The organism is Corynebacterium limaceinasi (assembly GCF_046717465.1).
GTDB lineage: Bacteria > Actinomycetota > Actinomycetes > Mycobacteriales > Mycobacteriaceae > Corynebacterium.
Window position 1 is genome coordinate 1,574,786 of sequence record NZ_CP177100.1, and the last position, 23,545, is coordinate 1,598,330.

General features: G+C 60.0%; 23 protein-coding genes. 4 read left to right on the forward strand and 19 right to left on the reverse strand.

Features of this window, described 5'->3' with window-relative positions; all coding sequences use genetic code 11:
• Positions 1 to 43: 43 nt before the first annotated feature.
• The 4 genes from ACLI1Q_RS07695 to ACLI1Q_RS07710 all read right to left on the reverse strand — a co-directional run bounded on the left by ACLI1Q_RS07695 (position 44) and on the right by ACLI1Q_RS07710 (position 4,886).
• Positions 44 to 2,290: a polyribonucleotide nucleotidyltransferase gene (locus ACLI1Q_RS07695; protein WP_239269511.1), complete on the reverse strand. Its 2,247-nt coding sequence runs from the start codon at positions 2,288 to 2,290 to the stop codon at positions 44 to 46.
• Positions 2,291 to 2,502: 212 nt separating this feature from the next.
• On the reverse strand, positions 2,503 to 2,772 hold the full coding sequence (rpsO, locus tag ACLI1Q_RS07700; protein WP_005278802.1) for a 30S ribosomal protein S15: 270 nt from the start codon (positions 2,770 to 2,772) through the stop codon (positions 2,503 to 2,505).
• 149 nt (positions 2,773 to 2,921) lie between these two features.
• Positions 2,922 to 3,863, reverse strand: a complete 942-nt coding sequence (locus ACLI1Q_RS07705) for a nucleoside hydrolase (protein ID WP_411696943.1) — start codon at positions 3,861 to 3,863, stop codon at positions 2,922 to 2,924.
• On the reverse strand, positions 3,864 to 4,886 hold the full coding sequence (locus tag ACLI1Q_RS07710) for a bifunctional riboflavin kinase/FAD synthetase (RefSeq protein WP_239269509.1): 1,023 nt from the start codon (positions 4,884 to 4,886) through the stop codon (positions 3,864 to 3,866). It lies immediately after the preceding gene.
• Between the two features lie 23 nt (positions 4,887 to 4,909).
• Here ACLI1Q_RS07710 and truB point away from each other — a divergent pair, with 23 nt between their 5' ends.
• The gene (truB, locus tag ACLI1Q_RS07715) at positions 4,910 to 5,803 is read left to right on the forward strand and encodes a tRNA pseudouridine(55) synthase TruB (RefSeq protein WP_239269508.1); all 894 of its coding nucleotides are present in this window, start codon (positions 4,910 to 4,912) and stop codon (positions 5,801 to 5,803) included.
• Between the two features lie 47 nt (positions 5,804 to 5,850).
• Here the strand turns inward: truB and ACLI1Q_RS07720 are convergent, their stop codons facing one another.
• From ACLI1Q_RS07720 to rimP, 9 genes are all read right to left on the reverse strand, one after another.
• Positions 5,851 to 6,525 carry a 4'-phosphopantetheinyl transferase gene (locus ACLI1Q_RS07720; RefSeq protein WP_239269507.1) on the reverse strand — a complete coding sequence of 225 codons (675 nt, stop codon included), beginning with the start codon at positions 6,523 to 6,525 and terminating at the stop codon, positions 5,851 to 5,853.
• Complete coding sequence (locus ACLI1Q_RS07725) at positions 6,525 to 7,331, reverse strand: metallophosphoesterase family protein (RefSeq protein WP_239269506.1); 807 nt, start codon at positions 7,329 to 7,331, stop codon at positions 6,525 to 6,527. The genes ACLI1Q_RS07720 and ACLI1Q_RS07725 overlap by 1 nt, the downstream gene beginning before the upstream one ends.
• Before the next feature lie 100 nt (positions 7,332 to 7,431).
• Positions 7,432 to 8,742, reverse strand: coding sequence for an MATE family efflux transporter (locus ACLI1Q_RS07730; RefSeq protein WP_239269505.1), 1,311 nt, complete (start codon positions 8,740 to 8,742; stop codon positions 7,432 to 7,434).
• Entirely contained in the window at positions 8,732 to 9,700 is a 969-nt protein-coding gene (locus ACLI1Q_RS07735) for a DHH family phosphoesterase (RefSeq protein ID WP_239269504.1), read from the reverse strand. The genes ACLI1Q_RS07730 and ACLI1Q_RS07735 overlap by 11 nt, the downstream gene beginning before the upstream one ends.
• Positions 9,701 to 10,144, reverse strand: coding sequence for a 30S ribosome-binding factor RbfA (gene rbfA, locus ACLI1Q_RS07740; RefSeq protein WP_005278773.1), 444 nt, complete (start codon positions 10,142 to 10,144; stop codon positions 9,701 to 9,703).
• Between the two features lie 219 nt (positions 10,145 to 10,363).
• Positions 10,364 to 13,231: a translation initiation factor IF-2 gene (infB, locus tag ACLI1Q_RS07745; protein WP_411696944.1), complete on the reverse strand. Its 2,868-nt coding sequence runs from the start codon at positions 13,229 to 13,231 to the stop codon at positions 10,364 to 10,366.
• 107 nt (positions 13,232 to 13,338) lie between these two features.
• Positions 13,339 to 13,701: a YlxR family protein gene (locus tag ACLI1Q_RS07750; RefSeq protein ID WP_239269502.1), complete on the reverse strand. Its 363-nt coding sequence runs from the start codon at positions 13,699 to 13,701 to the stop codon at positions 13,339 to 13,341.
• Between the two features lie 84 nt (positions 13,702 to 13,785).
• Positions 13,786 to 14,802, reverse strand: a complete 1,017-nt coding sequence (nusA, locus tag ACLI1Q_RS07755; protein WP_239269501.1) for a transcription termination factor NusA — start codon at positions 14,800 to 14,802, stop codon at positions 13,786 to 13,788.
• Between the two features lie 23 nt (positions 14,803 to 14,825).
• Entirely contained in the window at positions 14,826 to 15,365 is a 540-nt protein-coding gene (gene rimP, locus ACLI1Q_RS07760) for a ribosome maturation factor RimP (protein WP_239269500.1), read from the reverse strand.
• Positions 15,366 to 15,403: 38 nt separating this feature from the next.
• Here rimP and ACLI1Q_RS07765 point away from each other — a divergent pair, with 38 nt between their 5' ends.
• Together ACLI1Q_RS07765 and ACLI1Q_RS07770 are read left to right on the forward strand one after the other, a co-directional pair.
• Entirely contained in the window at positions 15,404 to 16,252 is an 849-nt protein-coding gene (locus ACLI1Q_RS07765; protein ID WP_411696945.1) for a DUF4439 domain-containing protein, read from the forward strand.
• A gap of 178 nt (positions 16,253 to 16,430) precedes the next feature.
• Positions 16,431 to 16,760 carry a transglycosylase family protein gene (locus tag ACLI1Q_RS07770; protein WP_370657795.1) on the forward strand — a complete coding sequence of 110 codons (330 nt, stop codon included), beginning with the start codon at positions 16,431 to 16,433 and terminating at the stop codon, positions 16,758 to 16,760.
• Positions 16,761 to 16,884: 124 nt separating this feature from the next.
• Here ACLI1Q_RS07770 and ACLI1Q_RS07775 read toward each other — a convergent pair whose 3' ends face one another.
• Both ACLI1Q_RS07775 and ACLI1Q_RS07780 read right to left on the reverse strand, forming a co-directional pair.
• On the reverse strand, positions 16,885 to 17,247 hold the full coding sequence (locus tag ACLI1Q_RS07775; RefSeq protein WP_239269498.1) for a hypothetical protein: 363 nt from the start codon (positions 17,245 to 17,247) through the stop codon (positions 16,885 to 16,887).
• A 60-nt stretch (positions 17,248 to 17,307) separates the two neighbouring features.
• Entirely contained in the window at positions 17,308 to 19,077 is a 1,770-nt protein-coding gene (locus ACLI1Q_RS07780) for a proline--tRNA ligase (protein WP_239269497.1), read from the reverse strand.
• A 30-nt stretch (positions 19,078 to 19,107) separates the two neighbouring features.
• Here ACLI1Q_RS07780 and yaaA point away from each other — a divergent pair, with 30 nt between their 5' ends.
• Positions 19,108 to 19,830 (forward strand): peroxide stress protein YaaA, encoded by a 723-nt coding sequence (yaaA, locus tag ACLI1Q_RS07785; RefSeq protein ID WP_239269496.1) that lies wholly within the window; start codon positions 19,108 to 19,110, stop codon positions 19,828 to 19,830.
• A 22-nt stretch (positions 19,831 to 19,852) separates the two neighbouring features.
• On the opposite strand, the gene ACLI1Q_RS07790 is transcribed toward yaaA, so the two are convergent.
• From ACLI1Q_RS07790 to ACLI1Q_RS07805, 4 genes are read right to left on the reverse strand one after another with little or no spacing between them, the layout of a single operon-like run.
• A complete protein-coding gene (locus ACLI1Q_RS07790) occupies positions 19,853 to 20,590 on the reverse strand; it encodes an ABC transporter permease (protein WP_239269495.1) in 738 nt (245 codons plus the stop codon).
• Between the two features lie 28 nt (positions 20,591 to 20,618).
• Positions 20,619 to 21,518: an ABC transporter ATP-binding protein gene (locus ACLI1Q_RS07795; RefSeq protein ID WP_239269494.1), complete on the reverse strand. Its 900-nt coding sequence runs from the start codon at positions 21,516 to 21,518 to the stop codon at positions 20,619 to 20,621.
• Positions 21,519 to 21,577: 59 nt separating this feature from the next.
• Entirely contained in the window at positions 21,578 to 22,339 is a 762-nt protein-coding gene (locus ACLI1Q_RS07800; protein WP_239269493.1) for a response regulator, read from the reverse strand.
• Complete coding sequence (locus ACLI1Q_RS07805; protein WP_239269492.1) at positions 22,332 to 23,513, reverse strand: sensor histidine kinase; 1,182 nt, start codon at positions 23,511 to 23,513, stop codon at positions 22,332 to 22,334. The genes ACLI1Q_RS07800 and ACLI1Q_RS07805 overlap by 8 nt, the downstream gene beginning before the upstream one ends.
• Positions 23,514 to 23,545: the final 32 nt, after the last annotated feature.

Below are 23,545 nucleotides of genomic sequence, written 5' to 3' on the forward strand. Positions count from 1 at the left end.
TATTCGGGAAACAGGGCCACTGCTCTAAAGGGCGCCTGAGGGATTAGTCCTCAACGGGCACTAGGGAGATCTTGCCGCGGTTATCAATATCCGCGATTTCTACCTGTACCTTATCGCCAACGTTAACGACATCTTCGACCTTCTCAATGCGTTCGTCCCCACCCAGGTTGGAGATGTGGATCAATCCATCGCGGCCAGGGGTCAAGGAAACGAAGGCGCCGAATGGAACGGTCTTGACTACCGTGCCGAGGAAGCGCTCGCCCACCTTGGGCAACTGTGGGTTGGCAATGGAGTTAACCTTTTCAATCGCAGCGTCTGCGGCTTCGCCGGTGACCGCAGAGATGTAGACCGTGCCATCGTCTTCGATCGAGACATCAGCACCGGTATCTTCGGTGATCTGGTTGATGGTCTTGCCCTTAGGGCCGATGAGCTCACCGATCTTGTTGACCGGAATCTTCACCGAGGTGATCTTCGGGGCCAGGCCAGACATCTCATCTGGGGAATCGATGACCTCTGCCATGGTTTCCAGAATGGTGGCGCGGGCATCGCGGGCCTGCTCGAGTGCCTGGGCCAAGACCTTAGACGGAATGCCATCGAGCTTCGTGTCCAGCTGCAGCGCGGTGATGAATTCGGAGGTGCCCGCAACCTTGAAGTCCATGTCGCCGAAGGCGTCCTCGGCACCGAGGATATCGGTCAGTGCGACGAACTTTTCCTTGCCCTTGACCTCACCGGAGACCAAGCCCATGGCGATGCCGGCTACCGGCGCCTTGAGCGGAACGCCCGCGTTGTAGAGGGACAGGGTGGACGCACAGACAGAGCCCATGGAGGTAGAACCATTGGAACCGAGCGCCTCAGAGACCTGACGGATGGCATACGGGAAATCCTCGCGCGACGGGATGACCGGAAGCAGGGCGCGCTCGGCGAGCGCACCGTGGCCGATTTCGCGGCGCTTGGGCGAGCCGACGCGGCCGGTCTCACCGGTAGAAAATGGCGGGAAGTTGTAGTGGTGCATATAGCGCTTGGACTCAATCGGAGTAAGCGAGTCGATCTGCTGCTCCATCTTCAACATATCCAGGGTGGTGACACCGAGGATCTGCGTCTCGCCGCGCTCGAACAAGGAAGAACCATGTGCGCGTGGAACCAAGTCAACTTCGACGGACAGATCGCGGATATCGGTCAGGCCGCGGCCATCGATGCGGAAACCATCGGTCAAGATCTTGCGGCGCACGATCTTCTTCATGACCTCGTTATACGCAGCGCGAATCTGCTTGGAAGCCACTGCCTCTTCCAGGTCAGCAAATTGCGGCAGCAGATCTTGTTCGACCTGCTCCATGTGTTCGTTCGTGGCCTCGTCGCGCTCCTGCTTGCCCGGAATGGTCAGCAAGCTCTCCAGCTTCTTGGAAGCGGCCTTTTCCACGGCGGCGAAGACATCGTCTTCATACGCCGGGAAGAGCGGGAACTCCTGGGTCTCCTTGGCGGTGCGCTCTGCCAGGCCGTTCTGGGCTTCACACAGGGTCTTAATGAACGGCTTGGCTGCCTCAAGTCCTTCGGCGACGGCGGCTTCTTGCGGTGCCGGGGCGCCATCGGCAATGCGCTCTGCAACGTTGGTGCCGGCGCCAGCTTCCACCATCATGATGGCGACGTCTTCTTTACGCCCCTTGGAAACGATGCGGCCGGCCACGACCATCTCAAAGAGCGCGCGCTCGTGCTGCTCGTGGTTCGGGAACGCCACCCACTGGCCACCAGGGTGCTTGTCATCGGCGATGAGCGCCATGCGCACGCCGCCGACGGCGCCGGAGACCGGCAGACCGGAAAGCTGGGTTGCCGCAGACGCGCCGTTGATGGCTACGACGTCGTAGTACTCTTCCGGGTCCTGCGACAGGACGGTGATGACCACCTGCACTTCATTGCGCAGGCCCTTGACAAAGGTGGGGCGCAGCGGGCGGTCGATGAGGCGGCAGGCCAAGATGGCCTCGGTGGAGGGACGCCCCTCGCGGCGGAAGAAGGAGCCGGGGATCTTGCCGGCTGCGTACATGCGCTCTTCCACGTCCACAGTGAGCGGGAAGAAGTCAAAGTTCTCGCGCGGCTGGTTCGAGGCGGTCGTGGTGGCCAGCAGCATCGTGTCATCGTCGAGGTACGTGGTTACGGAACCATCTGCCTGGCGGGCCAACTGGCCGGTTTCGAAACGTACCGTGCGGGTGCCAAAGTCCCCGTTGTCGAGGACAGCGATAGCTTCGGTAATACCGAATTCTTCATCGATATTGAACTCTACGGAGTTCTGAACGCTCATCTAGTAATTCTCCTTGAGTGCTTTAGGCGATCGTCGGTGCCGCCTTTTCCACATTGTTTTGACAACGGTGAAAATTCTAACAGAGATTCCGCACTTTTGAGCTACGGCGACCGCAATCGCCCCTGCTCCCTACAAGGTTTAAGAGGGTATAAAACCACTAATTCCCCTTGCCACAGGGCAAGGGGAAAAATTCGGCCGCAGCCGCGTCGCAATTAGCGGCGCAGGCCCAGGCGGGAAATCAGGTCACGGTAACGATCCACGTTGTTTTCTGCCAAGTACTTCAGCAGGCCACGACGACGACCAACCATCAGCAGCAGACCACGACGGGAGTGGTGATCGTGCTTGTGGAACTTCAGGTGCTCCGTCAAAGTGTTGATGCGGGAGGTCAGCAGGGCAACCTGTGCCTCGGGGGAACCGGTGTCGGTCTCGTGCAGGCCGTACTCCTTGAGGATTTCGGCCTTCTTCTCAGTGGTCAATGCCATGAGTATTTCTCCTTTATTTCAGTCCACACTATTCTTCAACGCGCAGCGCCGCCGTTGCGAGCTCCGCGTGCCGCAACTGTCGTGAACCACAGTCGCTAAGCCAACTGGTCATCTTACAGCCAATTAGCACGGCAAATCAAAACGCTGCGCTACTTGGCGCCCACCGTGCGGAAAAGTTCTTCGAGGCGGTCTACAAATTCACTGACAAACCGCTCGTTATCCACGCCCACGGCGACCTTCGCGGTCGGTTCCTGGCTCAGCCTAGTTTCATCCGCGATGGTGCGCCCGCGGGTGGGGCCTTCGGTATCGGTTTTCATATTGGTCTCGATGACTTCCACCAAGGAAGGATCTGCGGCTACCGCCACGGCCAGCGGATCGTGCAGACCGCAGCCGGCCAGGTGAGGAGCCGTGGTGGCATAAGCGCGGATATAGTAATCCACCATATCGGCGAAAATCTCGCCCGCGGCCGTTCCGGTTGCCCGCCAGCGCGCGGTTTCCTTTTCCGTCAAGAGGGTGCGCAGGGTGACATCAAGGCCCACCATGGTGACATCTTGGCTGTGGCGGAAGAGGTAATCGGTGGCATCCGGGTCCTGGGAAATATTGGCCTCTGCCCACGCGGAAACATTGCCGGGAGCGGTCAGCGCCCCGCCCATCATGACAATGTGGGCGTTGGTGGCAAAGGAGGCATCGGCAAGCATGGCCTGGGCGATGGTCGTGGACGGGCCGGTGGGGATAATGACGAGTTCATCGCCGTAATCGCGCACGGCCTGCACGAGGAAATCCGCGGCCGGCTGCGTGTCCTCGGTCTTATCGGACGGGCTAAGCGCGACCTCACCCACGCCATTCTGGCCGTGGATGAAGGCCGAAATCTCACTGGGCTGGAAACCGTCCGGGCTGGGGCCAGCAAAGACCGGGATATCGGGCCTATCCAGCAGCTCCAGCAGCGCCAGGGTATTGCGCACCGCCAGTGGGACGGTGACATTGCCATACGTGCAGGTCACCCCAATGAGCTCAAGCTCTGGGTGGGCTAGGGCATACGCCAAGGCCAGGGCATCATCAATACCGGTATCAAGATCGAGGATCGCCTTCATTTACTTCTCCTTTAAGAAATAGTCTTCGCTATTGCAGCCCTGCGCGCGGGCATCGGCAGCCAGCACCGTGCGGGCGGCAGCGACGTCCTGGGCCATGGCCTCCAAAAGCTCATCGACGGAGTGAAACTTCACCATATCCCGCAGGTGGCCCACGAATTTCACGGTTGCCTCATAGCCATAAAGATCGGCATCGCGATCCAAGACAAAGGACTCCACGGAGCGCTCTTCATCACCAAAGGTGGGATTCGTGCCCACGGAAATCGCCGCGGCGTAGGCCACTTCAGGTTGCATGTCCCCGTCGAGGGGCGATTCGGAATGCACAATGAACCACCCCGCATACACCCCATCCGCGGGAATGGCTACGGTATCTGGAAAGTACTGGTTGGCCGTGGGAAAACCCAGCTCCTTGCCGCCGCGCCCCGCGCCGCGCACCACGGGTCCGGTCACGGTAAAGTGCCGGCCAAGCGCCCAATTCGCCGATTCTATATTGCCCCGGGACAGGCTCTGGCGAATGTAGGTGGAACAAATCTGCACGCCGTCTTCATCCAGCAGCGGGATGATATCGACGCTAAACCCAAACTCCTCGCCCAGCTGCCGCATGGCTTCCGCGGTGCCGCTGGCCCCTGCGCCGAAGGTGAAGTTCTCCCCCACCACCACGTGCTGTGCATGGAGTTTTCCCACCAAGAGGTCGCGCACATAAGGCCGTGGCTCCACGCCATCGAGTTCCTTGGTGAAGTCAATGACAAGTACCATCTCAATGCCCATTTCTTCCGCGAGCTCTAGCCTGCGCTCGAAGCTCACCACGGATAGCGGGGCGCGCTCCGGCAAGAAAACGGAGACCGGGTGCGGGTCAAAAGTCACCATGACGGGGACCTGATTATTCGCCCGCGCATGCTCCACGCAGGCAGAAACGAGCTGCTGATGGCCGCGGTGCAAGCCATCGAAGACGCCAATGGTTACCGAGGTCGGCCCCACATCCGCGGGGATGTCATCGATTCCGTAACAAATATCCACGGAATCCATCGTAGAGCATAGACTTGTACCCTATGACTGATGCGCTCGCACATTCCGGACTTGTCATCGTTGATAAGCCTGCCGGCATGACCTCCCACGATGTTGTTAGCCGCCTACGCAGGTATTTCCACACCAAAAAGGTCGGCCATGCCGGCACCCTGGATCCCATGGCGACAGGGGTGCTAGTCCTCGGCATCGAACGCGGCACCAAATTCCTCGCGCACATGGTCGCCTCCACCAAGTCCTATTCAGCCACCATCCGCCTCGGCGCTTCTACCACCACCGATGATGCTGAGGGCGAATTTCGCTGGGGCAAGCCTGCGGCCGCGCTGCACCGTTCCGCCATCGAGGCCGAAGTTGCCGCGTTAACCGGCGATATTATGCAAAAGCCCGCCGCGGTTTCCGCCATCAAGATCAAGGGCAAAAGGGCGCATGAATTGGTGCGCGAGGGCAAAGAGGTAGATATTCCCGCCCGCCCGGTCACCATCCACAGCTTTGACATTCATGACCTGCGCACCGAGGGCGATTTTGTTGACCTCGATGTATCCGTGGAGTGTTCCTCCGGCACCTATATCCGCTCCTTGGCGCGCGATATGGGCGAAGCCTTGGGCGTCGGCGGGCATTTAACCGCCCTGCGCCGCACAACGGTGGGGCCCTTCGCGCTTGCCGATGCCCACCTGCTCGCCGATCTTGCCGAAAACCCCCGCCTCTCCTTAAGCCTCGATGAGGCGCTCAAGCGCAGTTTCCCCGTCCTGCCCGTCACCGAGGACGAGGCCGCCGCCTTAGCGATGGGCAAATGGTTAGAGCCGCGCGGGCTGTCCGGGGTTCATGCGGCGGTAGCCCCCAATGGCCAGGCCATCGCGCTCATTAAGGAGAAGGGAAAAAGGTTGGCTACGGTCTTTGTGGCACGGCCGTCCACCCTCTAAGTCAGTGGCTGAGGGCATTGATCGAGGCGATCTGAGCGGGTTTCCGGTCAGGCTGAAAAATCAAGGGCCGGAACCAGCGTGGAAACCACGACATAACCGCCTTCTAGGATCCACTTGCCGGTGATAAACGGCACTGGCGTGGGGCGGGCCAGGATATAGGAAATGAAGGTGCCATCCTCGCGGATATCGATCTCCGCTTGATCGAAATCCAGCCACCGATGCGTCATGGGAAACCACGCCTTATAGGTAGCCTCCTTGGCGCAAAATAGCAGGCGGTCTGGGCAGTGCACCCCCGCCTTTTCTAGGCGGGGCAGCTGCTGCATTTCCCCGGCTCGGGCGATCATGGTCAACACGTGTTCGGGCAGGCGCTGCGCCGGCTCCGCATCAAGGCCAATGGAGCGAAAATCCGTAGTGGAGGCTACCACTGCTGCGCGCATGCCCTCCGTATGGGTCATGGATCCAATAAATCCTTCGGGCCACAGCGGCATGCCCCGCTCGCCGCGCATAATCGGGTTAGTACCTGTAAAGCCCAGCTCGCGCAGGGCCTGGTGCGCACACCAGCGGGCATCGCCAAATTCGGACTTCCGGATATCGACCGCCTGCGAGACTATGGACTGTTCTTTTGGGTCGAGCTGCTCATAATTGAGCAGGTCGGACTCGCGAGCATCCGTGCGCACATAGCAATACCGGGTAGTTTCTGGGAATAGGTCGGGATACAGCATTAGTCCACCTCACCAAACGTCGAGGTAACTGGGTATGGCCACGGGATACGGTGGGGCTGGTTACGCCACTCGCGCGGATAGCCCAAAGAGACTTCGATATGGTCTACCCCATCCACATTCATCTTGGAGGGCGTGTGCAGGTGTCCGTAGATGACCGCTTCTGCCTTGTACCGCCGCGGCCACGAGCGCGTATGCCGCGAGCCGCTCCACAGGGCGATTTCCGGGAAGCGCAGCACCATCGTGGGCTCTTGCACCAGCGGCCAGTGGTTGATCAAGATGGTTGGGCCCTGCACTCGGGATAAACGCTTAATGGAATACGCCAAGCGGTCCCAACACCAGGCGCGCACATCTACAAAAGGTGCGATAGCTACCTCATCGGTCATGACAAGCTTTTTGGCGCGCGCCTGTTGCACCGCTTCTTCCACCGAGGTCCCCGGTGGGCGGAAGCTGTAGTCATACAGGGTAAAAAGCGGCACGATCGTTATCCCGTTAAAGACCGGGTAAGGGTCCTCCGGGGTGATAACGCCGATTTCCCGGCAGGCGGCAACCAGGTGGTCGTATTTTTCGCGCCCCTTGTACTGGTCTTGGGAACGGGAAAATAACTCGTGATTGCCCGGCGCCCAAATAACGGTGTCATAGCGCGCGGCCAAATCGCGCAAGATGCGCACGATGAGCTCGCTGCGCTCTGCGACATCGCCTGCCACAATGAGCCAATCGGCGGGATCTGGTGGGGCTAGCTCTGCAATGCGCGCAAAATTTTCACGGATCGCGCCGTGCAAGTCTGCAACTGCCCATAACGTTGGCATTACCGCTCCCACCCGCCTTGCTCATCATCGTTACGGAGTTTCCGCTGTAGTTAAATCTGTAGTGCTGTTGCTACTCGTCATAGTCACTGTAGCGCAGCTATTACTCTGCTACTACGGCCCATTTCATGGAATAGAAGCGGTAGACCACGCCGATGAGGCGGAAAGTAATGAATGCGGCCAAGCCGCACCACACACCGGTAAGGCCCGTGCCCATGGCATGTGCGAGGAGCACGCCGGGCAAAAATCCCAAAAGCACAGAGGCAATGGTCAGGCTGCGCAAGAATGCCGCATCCCCTGCCCCCAATAGGACGCCGTCAAGGGCAAAGACCACGCCGCCGGCGATGACCATGCCGACCAGGATCCACCACGGTTGGCTCATGGCATCGATGACCTCCTGCGAGGATGTAAAGACGCGCGGGATAACCCCGACCCCGGCGGCGAAAACCAAGGCGAGGAAGGCTGAGAAGATGGTGGAATACATCACTACCTTGCTTCCCACGCTGCGCGCGTGGCGGGCCGAGCCGGCGCCCAAGGCCGCTCCGGTCAAGGCCTGAGCAGCAATGGCCAAGGAATCCAAAATCAGCGACATGAAGTTCCACAGCTGCATCATGATTTGGTGGCCGCCCAACGCGGCCGTGCCCACGCGGGACACCACGGCCGTTGCGGTAAGAAAGGCCACCTGAAAGCTAGCGGAGCGCAAGATAAGGTCACGTCCCAAGATCAGCTGTTTACGCACGATGTCCCACCGGAACTTCCACGAACCTTCGTGCTGTTTATACAGCTCGCGCACGAAAAGACTTGCGATAATGCTCATTCCCAAGACGGTGGCAATGGCAGACCCGGCAAGGCCCCACCAGTACACGAATGCAGGCACGGCAATGGCGCCGGGAATCATTCCGGCGAGGGTGAAATAGAGCGGCTTCTTGGTATTTTGTACGCCGCGCATCCAGCCATTTCCGGCCATTTCCACGAGTGTTACGGGAATGGCCAGCGCGGCGATCCGCAGCCACAGCGCGGTGCCGGCCGCCGTGGTGGGATCTCCGGTAAGCCACCGGGCAAATACGCCGCCGAAGATCCACATAATAATGGCCAAAAGCCCGCCGACGCCTACAGCCACATAGGTTGCTTGCACGCCTTCTGCTACGGCCTCGGCGCGCTTTCCAGCGCCAAACAGGCGGGACGAGCGGGCCGTGGTGCCGTAGGACAAGAAGGTCAGCTGCGTGGTCACCACGGTATGGATCGTGGTTGCCGCGGCGAGCGAAGCCAATTCCTGGGCACCCAAGCGCCCCACCATTGCGGTATCGAGCAGGAGGTAGAGCGGCATCGCGGCCAGGACGCCAAGCGCAGGAAACGCGAGGCCAAAGACCTCGCGTGCGCTTACTGTCGTGGGGGTTGACTGCCTAGTGCTCATGGATGGCACTCACCAGCTCCGCGACGATGCTTTCTTCGCTTCCTTGTGTCATGTACCCGGCAGCGGGAATATGCCCGCCGCCGCCGAATTGGGCTGCCAGGGCCGCGCAATTGATCGTGGTCGAACGCAGCGATACCGCCCAGATCCCGGGCGACTGTTCCTTAAAGACCACACCCAACTGCGTGCCCTCAAGGGCGCGCACGAAATCCACCAGGGATTCCACTGCAGAGTCCGAATGACCTTCGATATCGGCCAAGCCCGCGACGAGGATGCCCACGCCCATTTCACCAGCATGTTCAATGCGCAGCCCTGCGAGCACGCGGCCAACCATCTGTAGATCATCGGGAGTCGTGGCATCGAGTAAGTCCGTGGCAATCTGCTTGGTATCCAGGCCATAGCGCATCAAGCGCGTAGCCACATCGTGCATGGCGGGCCTGCCCCAACGAAAGCTACCCGTATCGGTCAAAAGCCCAGCGTACAGGCAGTGTGCGATGCTGCTTTCGATTTGCACCGACAGCATATCCAGGATGGTCAATATGGCCACCGTGGTGGACTCGCACTCTGAGTCAACCAAGTTTACTGAGCCAAATCCGAGATTGGACGAGTGGTGGTCGATGCACAGCACGCGCCCTGCCGTCACCAGTTGGGCGATATCTGCGGAAAATAGACCGGTGCGATCGATCGACCCGCAATCCACGGTGACATAAAGGTCATAGCCCTGCGGTAACTCCCGCATGACCTTAACCTGGTCTGCGCCGGGAATGGAGTAAAGATTAGGCGCAAAGTCCCTATCCTGGCCGATGACCGCGCAGGCTTCTTTCCCACTTTGTTGTACGGCTAAGAGCAAAGCCGTGGCCGACCCAATGGCATCGGCATCCGGGCGCAAGTGGGTAATAATACAGATGCTCTGCGCGCCAGAAATGGCGTCGACGGCGCCCTGATATTCCTTGCGGGTCACTTAAGCCTCGTCTTCATCGGAGGTCTTATACGGATTCGCCTCGCCCGCGGGCTGAGCGTTTTCCTTCAACTTTGCTAGCTCTTCATCGCGAGCACGAGCGCGCGCCAAGAGTTCTTCCATGTGCGCGGAGGCCTCTGGGACAGTATCGAGCTCAAACGTCAGGGTTGGGGTAAAGCGGACGGAGAGCTGATCGCCAACGATCTTGCGCAACTGCCCCTTCGCGCGCTTGAGTGCTTCCTCAGCCTGGTCATAATCGGGTTCTGCCTCGATATCGTGGCCACGCACCGTGTAAAAGACGGTAGCGTCATGCAAATCACCGGTGACGCGAGCATCGGTCACGGTGACCATCTCCAGGCGGCGATCCTTAATCTGCAGCTCAATGGCACTAGCCACGATTTCCTGAATTCGTTTTGCTAGCCGCGCCGCGCGTGCGTGATCGACCATGAGAACCTCCAAGCTAAAGGGGAAAATTTATTCCTAAATTACCGTGTCGCGGTATCAGAAACTACCAGTTTAGTTACTCACCGCACCCAATGGAAACCGCTTGAAAACCTCACCGCGAAAACGCTAAACGGCCCGCTCTACCTGCCGCACCTCGTGGCCTAACTCCAAGGAGAAAGGCCCTCAAGGTGGGCACGTACAGCGGGCCGACACTAGCAGCGACTAGTCGCGCGGTACCTCGACTTCTTCATAAGCCTGGATGATATCGCCTACCTGGATATCCGGGTAGGACAGCACCATACCGCACTCATAGCCGGCCTTGATCTCGGTCGCGTCGTCCTTCTCGTGACGCAGGGACTCGATCTTGGCATCGGTAGTAATGACGTTGTTATCGCGGAGCAAGCGAACCTTGCCGTTGCGGACAACCTTGCCATCGGTGACCATACAGCCTGCGATAGTACCCACCGAGGAGGACTTGAACAGGGCGCGGATTTCGGCCGCACCGGTGTCGCGTTCCTCGTAGATCGGCTTGAGCATGCCCTTGAGAGCGGCCTCGACTTCCTCGATGGCCTTGTAGATAACCGTGTAGTAGCGGATATCCACGCCCTCTTGGGTAGCAATCTCCGTGGCCTTGCCTTCCGAGCGCACATTGAACGCAATGATGACGGCATCGGAAGCGGCGGCCAAGGAAATATTGGTCTCCGTTACGGCACCAACACCGCGGTCGATGATGTTGAGCTCGACTTCGTCCTCGGTCTTGATATCCAGCAGGGCATCTTCCAGCGCCTCGACGGAGCCGGCGTTGTCGCCCTTGAGGATGAGGTTGAGAGTCGAAGTCTCCTGCAATACCTTGTCCAGATCCTCCAAGGACACGCGCTTGCGCTGCTTTGCCTGCAAGGCAGAACGCTTACGAGCATCGCGCTGGTTGGCAATCTGGCGGGCCACGCGGTCATCATCGACCACGAGCAGGTTATCGCCAGCACCCGGCACGCCGGACAGGCCTTGTACCTGTACCGGGCGGGAAGGACCGGCTTCCTTAACGTCCTCGCCAAATTCATCGAGCATGCGGCGCACGCGACCGTGCGCATCGCCTACCACGATGGAATCGCCGACGTGCAGCGTACCGCGCTGGACGATGACCGTAGCCACAGGGCCGCGACCGCGGTCCAGGTGGGCTTCGATGGCCACACCCTGGGCATCCATCTCTGGGTTAGCCGTGAGCTCAAGGGCGGCATCGGCAGTCAGGATGACAGACTCCAGCAACTGGTCGATGTTCTGGCCCTGCTTAGCAGAGATATCAACGAACATCGTGTCGCCGCCGTACTCTTCAGGCACCAGGCCGTACTCCGTGAGCTGGCCACGGATCTTCTCCGGCTGGGCCTCCGGCTTATCCACCTTGTTCACAGCCACGACAACCGGGATATCGGCAGCCTTGGCGTGGTTGATGGCCTCAACCGTCTGTGGCATGACGCCGTCATCGGCGGCGACAACCAAGATGGCCAGGTCGGTGGACTTCGCACCACGGGCACGCATGGCGGTAAACGCCTCGTGGCCAGGGGTATCCAGGAAGGTAATGGTGCGTTCGCCATCCACGTCAACCGTGGTCTGGTAAGCGCCGATTCCCTGGGTAATACCGCCGGCCTCGCCGGCTGCCTCATTGGTCTTACGGATGGTATCCAACAGGCGGGTCTTACCGTGGTCAACGTGACCCATGACGGAGACGACTGGAGGGCGGTGTTCGAGGGCTTCTTCGCCGCCTTCGTCCTCGCCGAATTGCAGGTCGAAGGACTCGAGCAGCTCGCGGTCCTCGTCTTCTGGGGAGACGACTTCTACCTTGTAGTTGATCTCGTCACCGAGCAGCTGCAGCGTATCTTCCGATACGGATGCGGTTGCGGTGACCATTTCACCAAGGTTGAACAGTGCCTGCACCAATGCTGCTGGATCGGCACCGATCTTCTCCGCGAAGTCAGACAGCGAAGCGCCGCGGCGCAGGCGGACGGTCTGCCCCTTGCCATCTGGCAAGCGGACGCCGCCTACGACGTGCTTCTGCTGCTCTTCAAACTCATGGCGCTTTTGTCGCTTCGACTTCTTGCCCTTGCGTGGTGCGCCACCTGGACGGCCGAATGCGCCAGCGGTACCGCCGCGACGTCCACCGCGTCCACCGCGGAAGCCGCCGGGACGACCGCCGCCTGGGCCACCTGGGCCTCCTGGTCCACCGTGGCCACCGCGACCGCGGCCACCGCGTCCCCCACCGCTCGGTGCCTTGGACGGCATCGAGGCTGGGTTTGGATGCGAAGGCATCATGGCAGGCGATGGACGACGTCCGCCGCCACCCTGGCCTTGGTTCTGATCCTGGCCCTGACGGTTATTGCCACCTTCATTGCGGCCGCCGCGCTTTCCACCGCGGTTATCGCCGGGGCGGTTGCCGCGCTGGCCCTTAGAGCCACCGGGGCGTGGGCCTGGGCGGTTGTCTCCCCCACCCGTGGAAAATGGGTTATTGGCCACGCGGCGGGATCCGCCGGGCTTAGGCATCGGTCGCGGCATGGCGTTGCCTGGGGTCGGGCGCTCGCCCGACTTCTTGGCATCGCCTTGACCTGCGTTCTGGCCTGGCTTCGGTGCACCTTGGCCGGGCTTAGGTGCTGACTTGGAAGCAGCGGCGCCTGGCTTTGGTGCTGCCTGACCTGGCTTGGGGGCAGCCTTAGCGGACCCTGCACCTGGCTTCGGCGCAGCGTCGGATGGCTTCGGTGCCTGTGCACCTGGCTTAGGGGCGCCGGGCTTTGGCGCAGCGGATTTCGCGCCGCCCTGTGCACCTTGACCTGGCTTCGGCGCAGGCGATGCCGGCTTCTTGGCGTTGCCCTGGCCGGGCTTAGCGGGCTTGGCAGCCTTCTCAGTCTTGTCTGCCTTGCCTTCGGTGGCATCGCCACCGGACTGTGCTTCATAGTGAGCACGCATCTTCTTGACCACCGGTGGTTCGATGGTCGAGGATGCGGTTTTGACGAACTCGCCTTGTTCCTTCAGGGTGGCGAGCAGTTCCTTGCTGGTTACTCCGAGCTGTTTTGCCAACTCGTGAACACGTAGCTTTCCGGGCACTTGTCTCCTCTTGGTATCGCCTAGGAGCCAAGGCCGCGAAAAACTGGCCTGACTCCTAGTTAAACGTTCTGGACTTTCATCGCTGATGCTTCATCGTTGTGCGCTCATCAGTGTTCGGTCTTCCTTTTTAACTCTGGTGTGTACGAATCTTGTGCAGCTTGTTCCGCACACGGTACTTTTTCGCCCTGTACATTTTCGCACTGTGCTTCCAAGTACCTACGTACCTGACCTGTGTCCACGGATGCGGACGTGCGGAGCGCGCGCTTGAAAGCATGTTTGCGCTCAGCTAGCTCGAGTGCAGAAAGCGTGGGGCTAATCCATGCGCCACGGCCAGGAAGCCGCCGGAATGGATCCGCCACCGCGCGGCTGCCGTGAGGATCATTGGCATCAATGACCACCCGCAGCAGCTCCGTATCGGGCATGCGGCGACGCGTAGCGATGCAAGTACGAAGCCGTTGAGTCTGCGACATCCAACTCCTTAACTTTCGCTGCGTCTACATGTCCCTTTCTGCATCTGGGCCGTTTACTAGCCTACGCTATATATCCGCATTTCCTTAATTCGCGTCCGCGTCTGAATGAATATCGATCTTCCATCCGGTCAAACGGGCGGCTAGGCGCGCGTTCTGGCCTTCTTTACCAATGGCAAGGGACAGCTGGTAGTCAGGGACGATGACGCGCGCCACCTGCTCCTCGCTATCGAGCACGGTCACCTTGATCACCTTTGAAGGAGCCAGGGCATTGCCCACATACACGGTGGGATCTTCGCTGTAATCGATGATGTCGATCTTTTCGCCACCCAGCTGACGCATGATGTTATTCACGCGCTGGCCGCGCGGGCCGATGCACGCACCCTTGGCGTTCAGGCCCTTCGCGTGGCCGATGACGGCGACCTTCGAGCGGTGCCCAGCTTCGCGGGCGATGGCGATCATTTCCACGCTGCCATCCGCAACTTCCGGAACCTCCAGTTCAAAAAGCCCGCGCACCAGCTCCGGGTGGGTCCTGGACAAGTTGATCTGCACATTGGCACCATTGCGGTTTACTCCCACCACATAAGCCTTGATGCGGTCACCGTGCTGCAGCTTTTCCCCGGGGATTTGTTCTGCGGGAAGCAGGATGCCGTCCTGCGATTCCAGCTCGGAGCCGAGCTGGACCACGACGATGCCGCGGGCATTGGCATGCGCATCGCGCTGGACGATGCCACTGACAACGCGCCCGCTCAGCTCCGAATAGGAATCAAAAGTGCGCTCAGCTTCGGCCTCGCGCAGCTTGCGTAAAATGGCTTCGCGCACGGCACGTGCACCCACGCGGCCAAAGTTATCCGGGGTGTCATCGTACTCACTGGTTACTTCCCCGGTTTCGGGGTCGCGCTCGGTAACGATGACGCTGACGGCACCGGTAGTGGTATCGATGTCTACCCGGGACTTGGCGCCTTCGGCCTTGCCCTCCGCGGTGGATTCGCGGTAATCCAGGTAGGAATACAACAAGGCACTTGCAATCGACTCCAACAGGTCATTGACTGGGACCTGCCGTTCGGATTCGATGGTGCGAAGTGCCTCAAGATCAATATTCACTTGTCTATCCTCTCGATTGCCGGTTAGCTCTCGGCTTCTGCAAATGGCTGGTGCACGGCGTCTAGCTCACGTTGTGATGGCTGTGCAAACTCAATTTCTACCACTGCGTGGGCAATGTTTTCCAATCGCTCCACTTCTGTATGAACCTCGTTTTTCTCAGAGGTGATAAGGACAACGGCATCTTCGTCCGCGTTGAGTGCGCCGATGCGCGCGGTATGGCTCTTGTCGTCGCCGCGATTAAAGGTCACCTTCCTCCCCTTGTTGCGGCGCCAGTGGCGCGGTGCAGTCAACGGCAAATCCACACCGGGGGTGGAGACCTCCAAGGTATATCCAGCACCAAAATTCAGCTCGCCCACAGCCTCTAGTTCATCGAAGAAGGCCGAAATATCGTCGGAGACTTCCTCTAATACGTCGGAGCTGGGACGCCTATCGCCATCGATGCGGATGATGACCTGTGATTTCTTTCCCGCCTTGGTGGTTTTAATATCCTCCACGTCGAGCCCGCGGGCTTCTAGGCGAGGTTGGAGCAAATCAGTTAATTGTTGTGCATCTGGGAAAGCCATGCCCACTAGCCTACGTCCTTCAAGGTACAGTCTTTTGGGTGAACCGCCGACGTATTGCTTTAACCTGTGTAGCCTCGACTGCCGCCCTGCCCGCACTCGCGGGCTGTTCCGCGGTCGATTCCGTCGTCGACTATTTTGGCCCGCGCCCAGAAGACGCACTCGAGCGCCTTGCCGTGGCCGCCGCTAGCGATAGCCTCGCCCTCCAGGGCGTCGATGATGCGGCCGCGGGTATGCGCAGCTCCCAAGCCGATGCGCTGTATGAGGAGATCGCGCGCCTCTGCGGCACCGATGACCAAGGAAACCTCCCGCACAGCTGTGAGGTGGAACGGCCCACGCAGGCACCGCCGGCCCCAGATTCCTCCCAGGTACTAGAAGAAGCCGCCTCGGCCACCACGGAAGCCGCCGATGAAGTCAGCTCTGAGTCGCGGCCGATAGTTACCCAACAGGCCATCACGCTTAATGCTTGGCTGCCTGGCGATGCCCCCGATATCCCCACGCTCTCCCAGCCGCACCGCGAGAGCGCGGCTGATTTGTTGCAGTGGGAATACGAGCAGGTCTTTGGCCTGGATTTCGCTCGGGCTTATAGCGAACCTGCTGCCGAGGGGCGCATCGATACGCTTTTAAGCCTCCATCATCGCCGCATCGACCAACTGCAAGAGGCGCTTAGCCAAAATGGCGAGGCTCCCCAGCCGGAGCCTGCCTATTCCTCCGGCGCAGCCACGCTTCCCAGCGATGCGGACTCCGCTGCCACCTTCCTCGATACCTTGGTTGAACGAGACGCCGACAAATGGCACGCGGCCGCGGTGGCTGCCGCACAACAAGAAAGCCCAAACCAGGAGTGGCTGAACTGGTTAATCGGCACCGCCGCCGAAGCCAAGGCCGCATAGTTCCCGTTTTTCCCACCGCGCCTACCTGAACATTCACTGTCCGGTGGGCAGCGAAAAATCAGCGAATTATAGGCCGATATTCATTGATAATTCGTCCAACCCCTACGTAACTTGGTGGATTACGTGCTTGATGGAGATTCCACAAGCCCAAAACACAATGAGAAGGAGTGCTTTCTCAATGCGTACTAAGAAGACCTTGCTTACTATGGCCGCAGCTACGTTGGGCATCGCCGGCATTGCCGCACCAGCCGCCAATGCAGCCCCGGCGAGCGCCTGGGACCAAGTCGCCGCGTGCGAGTCCGGCGGTGACTGGCACATCAACACCGGCAACGGCTACCACGGCGGACTGCAGTTCTCCCAGCAAACCTGGGCCGGTAGCGGCGGCACCCAGTACGCGGCTACCGCTGACCAAGCCACAAAGGAGCAGCAGATTGAAATCGCTGAAAATGTTCTTGCAAACCAGGGAGCTGGCGCATGGCCTAATTGCGGCGGCCCCGTGGCTGGCTAAACCTCTTCCGCCCGCAGCGGTCGCGTGATGCTGCGCTAGCGGCGGCATCACGCAAGCTACCGACCCCCGATTTCCTCTGGGTATCTATTTTCTTGGAAAATTGGGGAGTCGGTTCTTTTTGGTTTTATGTCCTACCCTGCGCGATCTTCCATGCGTAGCGAATCAACGGAATCTGCAGCGGCAACCGAATGATGTGATACAGCTTCTTCGGCCATCCCGCGTCGCGCTCGATCCAGGCGTGGTACATATTCGCCGGCCACACGGCAAGAAATAGCGCCGCGGCTGACGCGCCACCGGACTCGCGAGTGGCGCGTTCAGTGAGCAAACAGCCGGTAGCTATTTCCCAGGCGCCGGAAGCAAAGTTATACAACCGCGGCGAGCCCGGCAGCTGCGGCGGCACGATAGATTCAAAATTTTTAGCGCGCAGGAAATGCAGCGTGCCCATCGTAATAAGGGCCATGGGGAGCACGTATTTATTAAGTCTCATGCTTCCCCAGGCTACCTTGCCCCTGCTTATGAGCGCTGGGCCTTGGCGCGGTGCTTTAAGTTAAGCCCGCACAAGCTCGAGGAGTTTATCCACGATTTTCTCCGCCGGAACTTCCAGAGGTTCCTGCCCGCGGATGCGCAGCTCAATGATGCCGTCTTTGAAGGCGCGTCCCAAGATGGCCACAAAGGGCATGCCAAGTAACTCTGCATCTTTGAACTTCACGCCCGGGGAGACCTTGGGGCGGTCATCGAAAAGCACCTCAAGGCCTGCCTGGGATAGCTCTTCTACCAGCTTATCGCCGGCCTCCATGGCCGCTGCATCCTTATTCGCCACCGCCACGTGCACTTGGTACGGCGCCACCGCCACCGGCCAATTCAGGCCCTTTTCATCGTGGCGTTGCTCTGCCAGCACGGCCAGCATGCGGGAGATGCCGATGCCATAAGAGCCCATCGTGGGGATGGCGCGCTTGCCGTTTTCATCGAGGATTTGCACGTCAAAGGCCTCGGTGTACTTGCGGCCCAACTGGAAGATGTGGCCCAGCTCGATGCCTCGCTGCAAGGCCAAGGTGCCCTGGTTATCCGGTGCGGGATCGCCCTCTTTGACCTCTGCTGCTTCCACGAACTCATCGACGTGGAAATCGCGGCCGGCCACGCAGCCCACGACGTAGCAGTTTTGCGCATCCGCGCCGGTGATCCAGGAAGATCCCTTGACCACGCGGGGATCGGCAAAGACCTTCACGCCATTGGAGTTCAGCGCGCGCGGGCCCACAAAGCCCTGTTCCAAGAAATCGTATTGCGCATAGATCTTATCGCTTGCCAGGGTGAATTCTGCCGGTTCCAAGGCCGCTTCAAGGCGCTTGGGATCTAGTTCGCGGTCGCCCGGGATCAGAATCGCCGCCAATTCCTTCTTCTCTTCAGCATCCTCTAGCGCCGGGTGAGTTACCTCCACCATGACGCACTTGAGGATATCCGCGGCCCGAGCCTCATGGCCGTCGACCGCTATGTCCTCGGTCTTCGCCCAGTGCACCAGCGCTTCAATGGTGGCGGCATCCGGGGTACGATATTCCTTTGCCGCGGGCTGACCCGCAATGTCCTTTTCTGGGGGCGCTTGGGTCACGACCGCCTCTACATTGGCCGCATAATCGCCTTCGGTGGAGCGAACAAAAAGGTCTTCGCCCACCTCAGAAAGCGCCAAGAACTCCTCGGAGGCGGATCCGCCCATCGCGCCAGAAGTGGCCTTACAAATGGCGTAATCGATTTCCAAGCGGTCAAAAATATTCTGATATGCCTTGCGGTGACGGGCGTAGGAGGAGTCTAAGCCCTCATCGTTCATATCGAAGGAGTAGGAATCCTTCATCACGAACTCGCGCCCGCGCAGCACCCCGGCGCGGGGGCGTTCCTCATCGCGGTACTTCGTCTGAATCTGATACAGGGTGACCGGGAAATCCTTGTACGAGGAGTACATGTCCTTTACGGCATTGGCAAACATTTCCTCGTGTGTTGGCCCCAGCAGCAGGTCCGCATTCTTGCGGTCCTGCAGCCGGAATAGGTTGGGACCGTATTCCACCCACCGGTTGGTCTTTTCATAGGGCTCGCGCGGTAGCAGCGCTGGGAAAAGCATCTCTTGCCCGCCAATGGCATCCATTTCTTGGCGTACCACGTCTTCAATCTTGCGCAGGGTGCGCAGCCCTAATGGCAGCCAGGTATAAATGCCCGGCGCGACGCGGCGCACGTAACCGGCACGCACCAGCAGCTTGTGGCTGGGGACCTCGGCATCGGCTGGGTCCTCGCGAAGGGTGCGGAGAAATAGTTCAGAAAGGCGGGTAATCATGGTCAAAATATACATCGCTACCCTATCTATATGCTCATTGTCCTCCCTCCTTCAGAAACCAAGGCCCATGGCGGCACGGGAAAGCCGCTCGATTTTGCGCACCTATCTTTTCCAGAACTTACCGATACGCGGCGCGAAATCGCCGCTGAGCTGCAGTCTCTTCCCGTTGATGAGGCGATGGTGACGCTGAAGCTCTCGGAAAAGCTGCGCAGTGAGGCCGAATCCAACAGCCAGCTTTTTACCACCCCCACCATGCCGGCGGTCGAGCGCTATACTGGCGTGCTTTTTGATGCACTTTCGGCATCCACCCTTCCCTCGTGGAGCCGCCTTGCTATTGGCGATGCCCTCTTCGGCCTCCTGCGCGCCGACGACCCCATCCCCCATTACCGCTTATCGGGCGGAACCAAGCTGGGCGGTCGCACCATGAAGTCTTTTTGGGGCAAGCAGATAACGCAGGCACTAGAAAACATCGACGAGCTGGTTGTGGATCTGCGATCGGGCACCTACCAGCAATTGGGCCGGCTGCCTTCGGCGGTGACGGTGCGGGTGGAAAGCGTGCAACCGGATGGCTCGCGCAAGGTGGTCAGCCACTTTAATAAGCACTTTAAAGGCCTGCTGGCCCGGGAGCTGGCGCTTTCGCCCGCCGATGCCTTCAGCGCCGCCGATGTCGCCGCTATCGCCCGCGCGGCCGGCATGACGGTGGAGGAACCGCCGCACGGCTCACGGGAGCTTACCCTCGTCGTATCCCCGTAGGGTGTGAGTGCCTGGCAGGAGCTTAGACCACGGCGCGGCGGCGCTGGACGGCCGCTGCCCCACCGAGGACAGCTACCACCATGGCTAGGACGATAACGCCGGATACCCACTGCGGGGCCATGAGCCCGAAGGTGTTTTGGCCTTGGAAGAAGGTGCGCAGGTTGGCATCGGGCAAAATCTGCAGGATGATTTTGGCCCAGCCCATATCCATCGAGGTCAGTACGCTTTCGATGACGAAGTACTCAATAATGAGCAACATGGCCGCGAAAGTGCCGCTGCGCAGGATATATGCCAAGCCGGTAGCGAGCAGGGTGTAGACGATGTATTCCACAAAGGTAAATAGGAACACGGCGTTATCTGGGTAGTGCACGAAGCTGGAGAAGTCATACGAGCTGCCGAGCGCAGCGTTAAACAACATTCCGAGGATGCCTGCCAAGGCCGCGGCGGCAACGTTAGCCACGGTAATGACGAGGATCTGGCTCGAAAGCACTTGTAAACGCCGGTTGGTAGATAGGTAGCTCCAGGCTACGGTGCCTTTCTGTAAGTCGCCACCGACGAGCGTGGCCGAAGAAAAGATCATGATGACCACGGCGAAGATGGCGCCGATGGCTAGGTCAGAGGATTGGAGGGCGCTGTCGTCATTGCGGATAGCTCCCATCAGCACGTTGGCGGCTGTCAGCCCGACGGTGATGATAGCGAGGTATACCCACGTTGAGCGCAGGGAAAATATCTTGCGGGATTCGGAAACGATGGTATTCATGGCTCGTCATCTGCCTTTCTTAAGCGAGTTATGCGGAGCGGTAGTCCAGGTGGTCTGCGGTAGCGCCGAGGAAGGCGTCTTCTAAGGAGGGATGCTTGACCTCAAGGCTGCTGATGCGGATGCGGTGGTCAAAGCACAATTGGCCGACCTCGTCGCGGTCTAGACCGGTAATGCGCAGCACTTCCCCATCAAAGGAGGTCTCCGCCTGCGAATCGTGCAGCAGGCGAGCCAGCTCTTCGGGCTGGTCCACGACGACCTCCACGGTGGTAGCACCAGAGGCGTTGACGAATTCTTCTACCGTGCCTTCGCCGACGAGCTTGCCCTTGCCGATGACCACTAGGCGGTCCGCCGTGAGCTGCATTTCTGAGAGCAGGTGGGACGACACCAGCACGGAGCATCCCCCGGCGGCGAATTCGCGGATGCGGTCGCGCATCCAGTGCACGCCTTCGGGGTCGAGGCCGTTGACGGGTTCATCGAGAAGCAAGTGCTTGGGCTGTCCCACCATGGCGCAGGCGAGGCCCAGGCGCTGTTTCATACCAAGCGAATAGCCCCCGATGCGCTTTTTCGCCACCTTTCCGAGCCCGACGCGCTCCAGGGTGTCATCGACGTGATTCATCGATACCCCCTGCAGTGCTGCCATATAGCCCAGGTGCGCGCGGGCGCTGCGGCCGGGGTGGAACCAGTTGGCATCGAGCAGAGTGCCCACCATGGAGGCAGGATCGGATAGTTCGCGAAATGGGGTGCCATCGAAAGTGGCGGTGCCGGAGGTGGGATTTTCTAGACCGACGCACATGCGCATCGTGGTGGATTTGCCGGAACCATTGGGTCCAAGGAACCCGGTGACCTGGCCATCGGGAACCTCGAAGGAGAGGTTGTCTACTGCTGTAAAGGAACCGTATTTCTTGGAAAGCTGTGTGACTGTGAGCATGGTTTTATCCTGGCGCTTTCCCGGCGCGAAGTAACCATCCTCGAGGCGGATTTAGCCGTTCATCCCTGGGGATGAGAAAGCAGCTCCTCTACGGTGACTACCCCATGGGTATAGGCATACAGCACGGCCTGGACGCGGTCGCGGGACCCAGTCTTGGTCAGCACGTGGCGCACGTGGGTCTTGACCGTTGCCATGGAGACAAATTCCTCTTCGGATATTTCGGTATTGGAATACCCCAGCGCCATGAGCCTTAAAATATCCATCTCGCGCGGGGTGAGCTCCGCTGCAGGCGGGGTCGTGGCGGCATCGGCGCCGGGCTGCGCTGCCGCAGCGGTATGCGAAGCCGAGTGCTCCTTCCCGCTATCCCCACCCTCCTCGCTGCGGACTTGTTGGAGCACCTGGGCGGTAATGCGCGGCGAAAGCACGGCCTCGCCCGAGTGCACGGTGCGAATGGCGGAGAGCAGCTCCTCGGGCTCGACGTCTTTGAGCAAGAATCCAGACGCCCCAGCAGAGATTGCGCCGTGGACAAAGTTGTGATCATCAAAGGTGGTCAGCATGATGACCTTGGTCTCCGGGAATTCTGGGAGAACTTCCTCCGTGGCCGCAATGCCGTTGACCCGCGCCATTTGCACGTCCATGAGGATGATATCGACGGGCTCTTGCCGCGCAAGGTCCAGTACCTCATCGCCATCGGAGGCCTGCCAGACCACGCTCATATCCTCCTGCGAGCCGATCAGCATGGCGAACCCGGCGCGCAGGAGCGGTTGGTCATCGACAAGCGCAATGCGAATGGGCTCAGGTTCCTGTTCCGGATTAGACATGCGGTACCTCCACGGTGATTGCAAACGTTCCATCCTCGGCCTTGGTGGACACACTGCCACCATAGGCCTTTACGCGCTCTTTCATCCCGATGAGGCCGTAGCCTGGCGTGTGGTCCTTGTCCGGCTGCGCCATGGGGTTGTGCCCCTCGATAACAAGCGCCGACCTATCGCTGCGAAAGCGCAGGGTTCCCCTATTTTGGCTGGAGTATTTGAGCATATTGGTCAGCATCTCCTGCACGATGCGGTAGATGGTGAATTGATAGAGCTCATCGCTATCGGCGGGTAGCTTTTCCATGCCGTAGACGGTGATATCGAAGCCGGCGCGCCGGGCCTCCGAAAACAGCCCGGCGATGTCTGAGGTGCCTGGGGCCTTGGTTTCCCCGCGCGAATCCTCTTCGCGCAAGACGGAGAGCAGGCTGCGCATCTGTTTTAAAGACTCGCGCGAGGTGGAGGCGATGGTATCGAGCGCCTCCGTGGCTACCTTGGGGTCTTTGGTGGCGGCGAACCGGGCGCCATCGGCAAGCGCAATGACGCCAGCGAGGTTGTGGGCGACGATGTCATGCATCTCGCGGGCGATGCGGTTGCGCTCGACGGCGCCGGCCATCTCCGCGCGCTCGATGAGCAGCTGTTGGCCCTCCCGGCGCTTCCGATTATTGGTGCCGAGCAGGTAGAAAAAGCCCAAGACCGGCCAGCCGAGCAGGACCGTGCCGGCATAGGCAAGCAGCGGGCTCATGGTCGCATCGCCCAGGCCGATGTCGCTACCCGCGAAGAGCTTTTCCCCAAATAGGCTTGCGGTGGTTCCGGCCAAAGAGCCCAAGGCGATCCAGGCAAGCCAGATATAGCGCAAGCGCTTGCGGGAATGCGTGCCGATGAGAAAGGCCGTGTAGGCAAAAATCGGGGCGTGGAAGTTTGCCAGGGAGGCCAAGGGCGTGAAAATGCACAGCGTCATGGTGCCGGCAACGAAGAAAATGGACTTTTCTTGCAGCTTGGGATGCAGCCACAGCGCCAGCGGGATGCCGACGGTGTACAAGACCGCGACGATGGCCTGGAAGGGCGAATCGGTGTGTAAAAAGTTCGCGGCGTTGGGCAACAGCACGCCGAAGAACACGGGGATAATGATTCGCCACGGCGGTCCAATCCAGTCGCGCAGACGATCCGGCCAAAGCTTAGTCATAAGGGCAAGGCTAGCGCAGAAGCCAGCCTGCC

Coding starts and splice junctions, on each gene's coding strand:
- ACLI1Q_RS07695 (WP_239269511.1), bottom strand. CDS start 2,290: ATGAGCGTTCAGAACTCCGTAGAGTTCAATATCGATGAAGAATTCGGT.
- rpsO (WP_005278802.1), bottom strand. CDS start 2,772: ATGGCATTGACCACTGAGAAGAAGGCCGAAATCCTCAAGGAGTACGGC.
- ACLI1Q_RS07705 (WP_411696943.1), bottom strand. CDS start 3,863: ATGAAGGCGATCCTCGATCTTGATACCGGTATTGATGATGCCCTGGCC.
- ACLI1Q_RS07710 (WP_239269509.1), bottom strand. CDS start 4,886: ATGGATTCCGTGGATATTTGTTACGGAATCGATGACATCCCCGCGGAT.
- truB (WP_239269508.1), top strand. CDS start 4,910: ATGACTGATGCGCTCGCACATTCCGGACTTGTCATCGTTGATAAGCCT.
- ACLI1Q_RS07720 (WP_239269507.1), bottom strand. CDS start 6,525: ATGCTGTATCCCGACCTATTCCCAGAAACTACCCGGTATTGCTATGTG.
- ACLI1Q_RS07725 (WP_239269506.1), bottom strand. CDS start 7,331: ATGCCAACGTTATGGGCAGTTGCAGACTTGCACGGCGCGATCCGTGAA.
- ACLI1Q_RS07730 (WP_239269505.1), bottom strand. CDS start 8,742: ATGAGCACTAGGCAGTCAACCCCCACGACAGTAAGCGCACGCGAGGTC.
- rbfA (WP_005278773.1), bottom strand. CDS start 10,144: ATGGTCGATCACGCACGCGCGGCGCGGCTAGCAAAACGAATTCAGGAA.
- ACLI1Q_RS07750 (WP_239269502.1), bottom strand. CDS start 13,701: ATGTCGCAGACTCAACGGCTTCGTACTTGCATCGCTACGCGTCGCCGC.
- rimP (WP_239269500.1), bottom strand. CDS start 15,365: ATGGCTTTCCCAGATGCACAACAATTAACTGATTTGCTCCAACCTCGC.
- ACLI1Q_RS07770 (WP_370657795.1), top strand. CDS start 16,431: ATGCGTACTAAGAAGACCTTGCTTACTATGGCCGCAGCTACGTTGGGC.
- ACLI1Q_RS07775 (WP_239269498.1), bottom strand. CDS start 17,247: ATGAGACTTAATAAATACGTGCTCCCCATGGCCCTTATTACGATGGGC.
- ACLI1Q_RS07780 (WP_239269497.1), bottom strand. CDS start 19,077: ATGATTACCCGCCTTTCTGAACTATTTCTCCGCACCCTTCGCGAGGAC.
- yaaA (WP_239269496.1), top strand. CDS start 19,108: ATGCTCATTGTCCTCCCTCCTTCAGAAACCAAGGCCCATGGCGGCACG.
- ACLI1Q_RS07790 (WP_239269495.1), bottom strand. CDS start 20,590: ATGAATACCATCGTTTCCGAATCCCGCAAGATATTTTCCCTGCGCTCA.
- ACLI1Q_RS07795 (WP_239269494.1), bottom strand. CDS start 21,518: ATGCTCACAGTCACACAGCTTTCCAAGAAATACGGTTCCTTTACAGCA.
- ACLI1Q_RS07800 (WP_239269493.1), bottom strand. CDS start 22,339: ATGTCTAATCCGGAACAGGAACCTGAGCCCATTCGCATTGCGCTTGTC.
- ACLI1Q_RS07805 (WP_239269492.1), bottom strand. CDS start 23,513: ATGACTAAGCTTTGGCCGGATCGTCTGCGCGACTGGATTGGACCGCCG.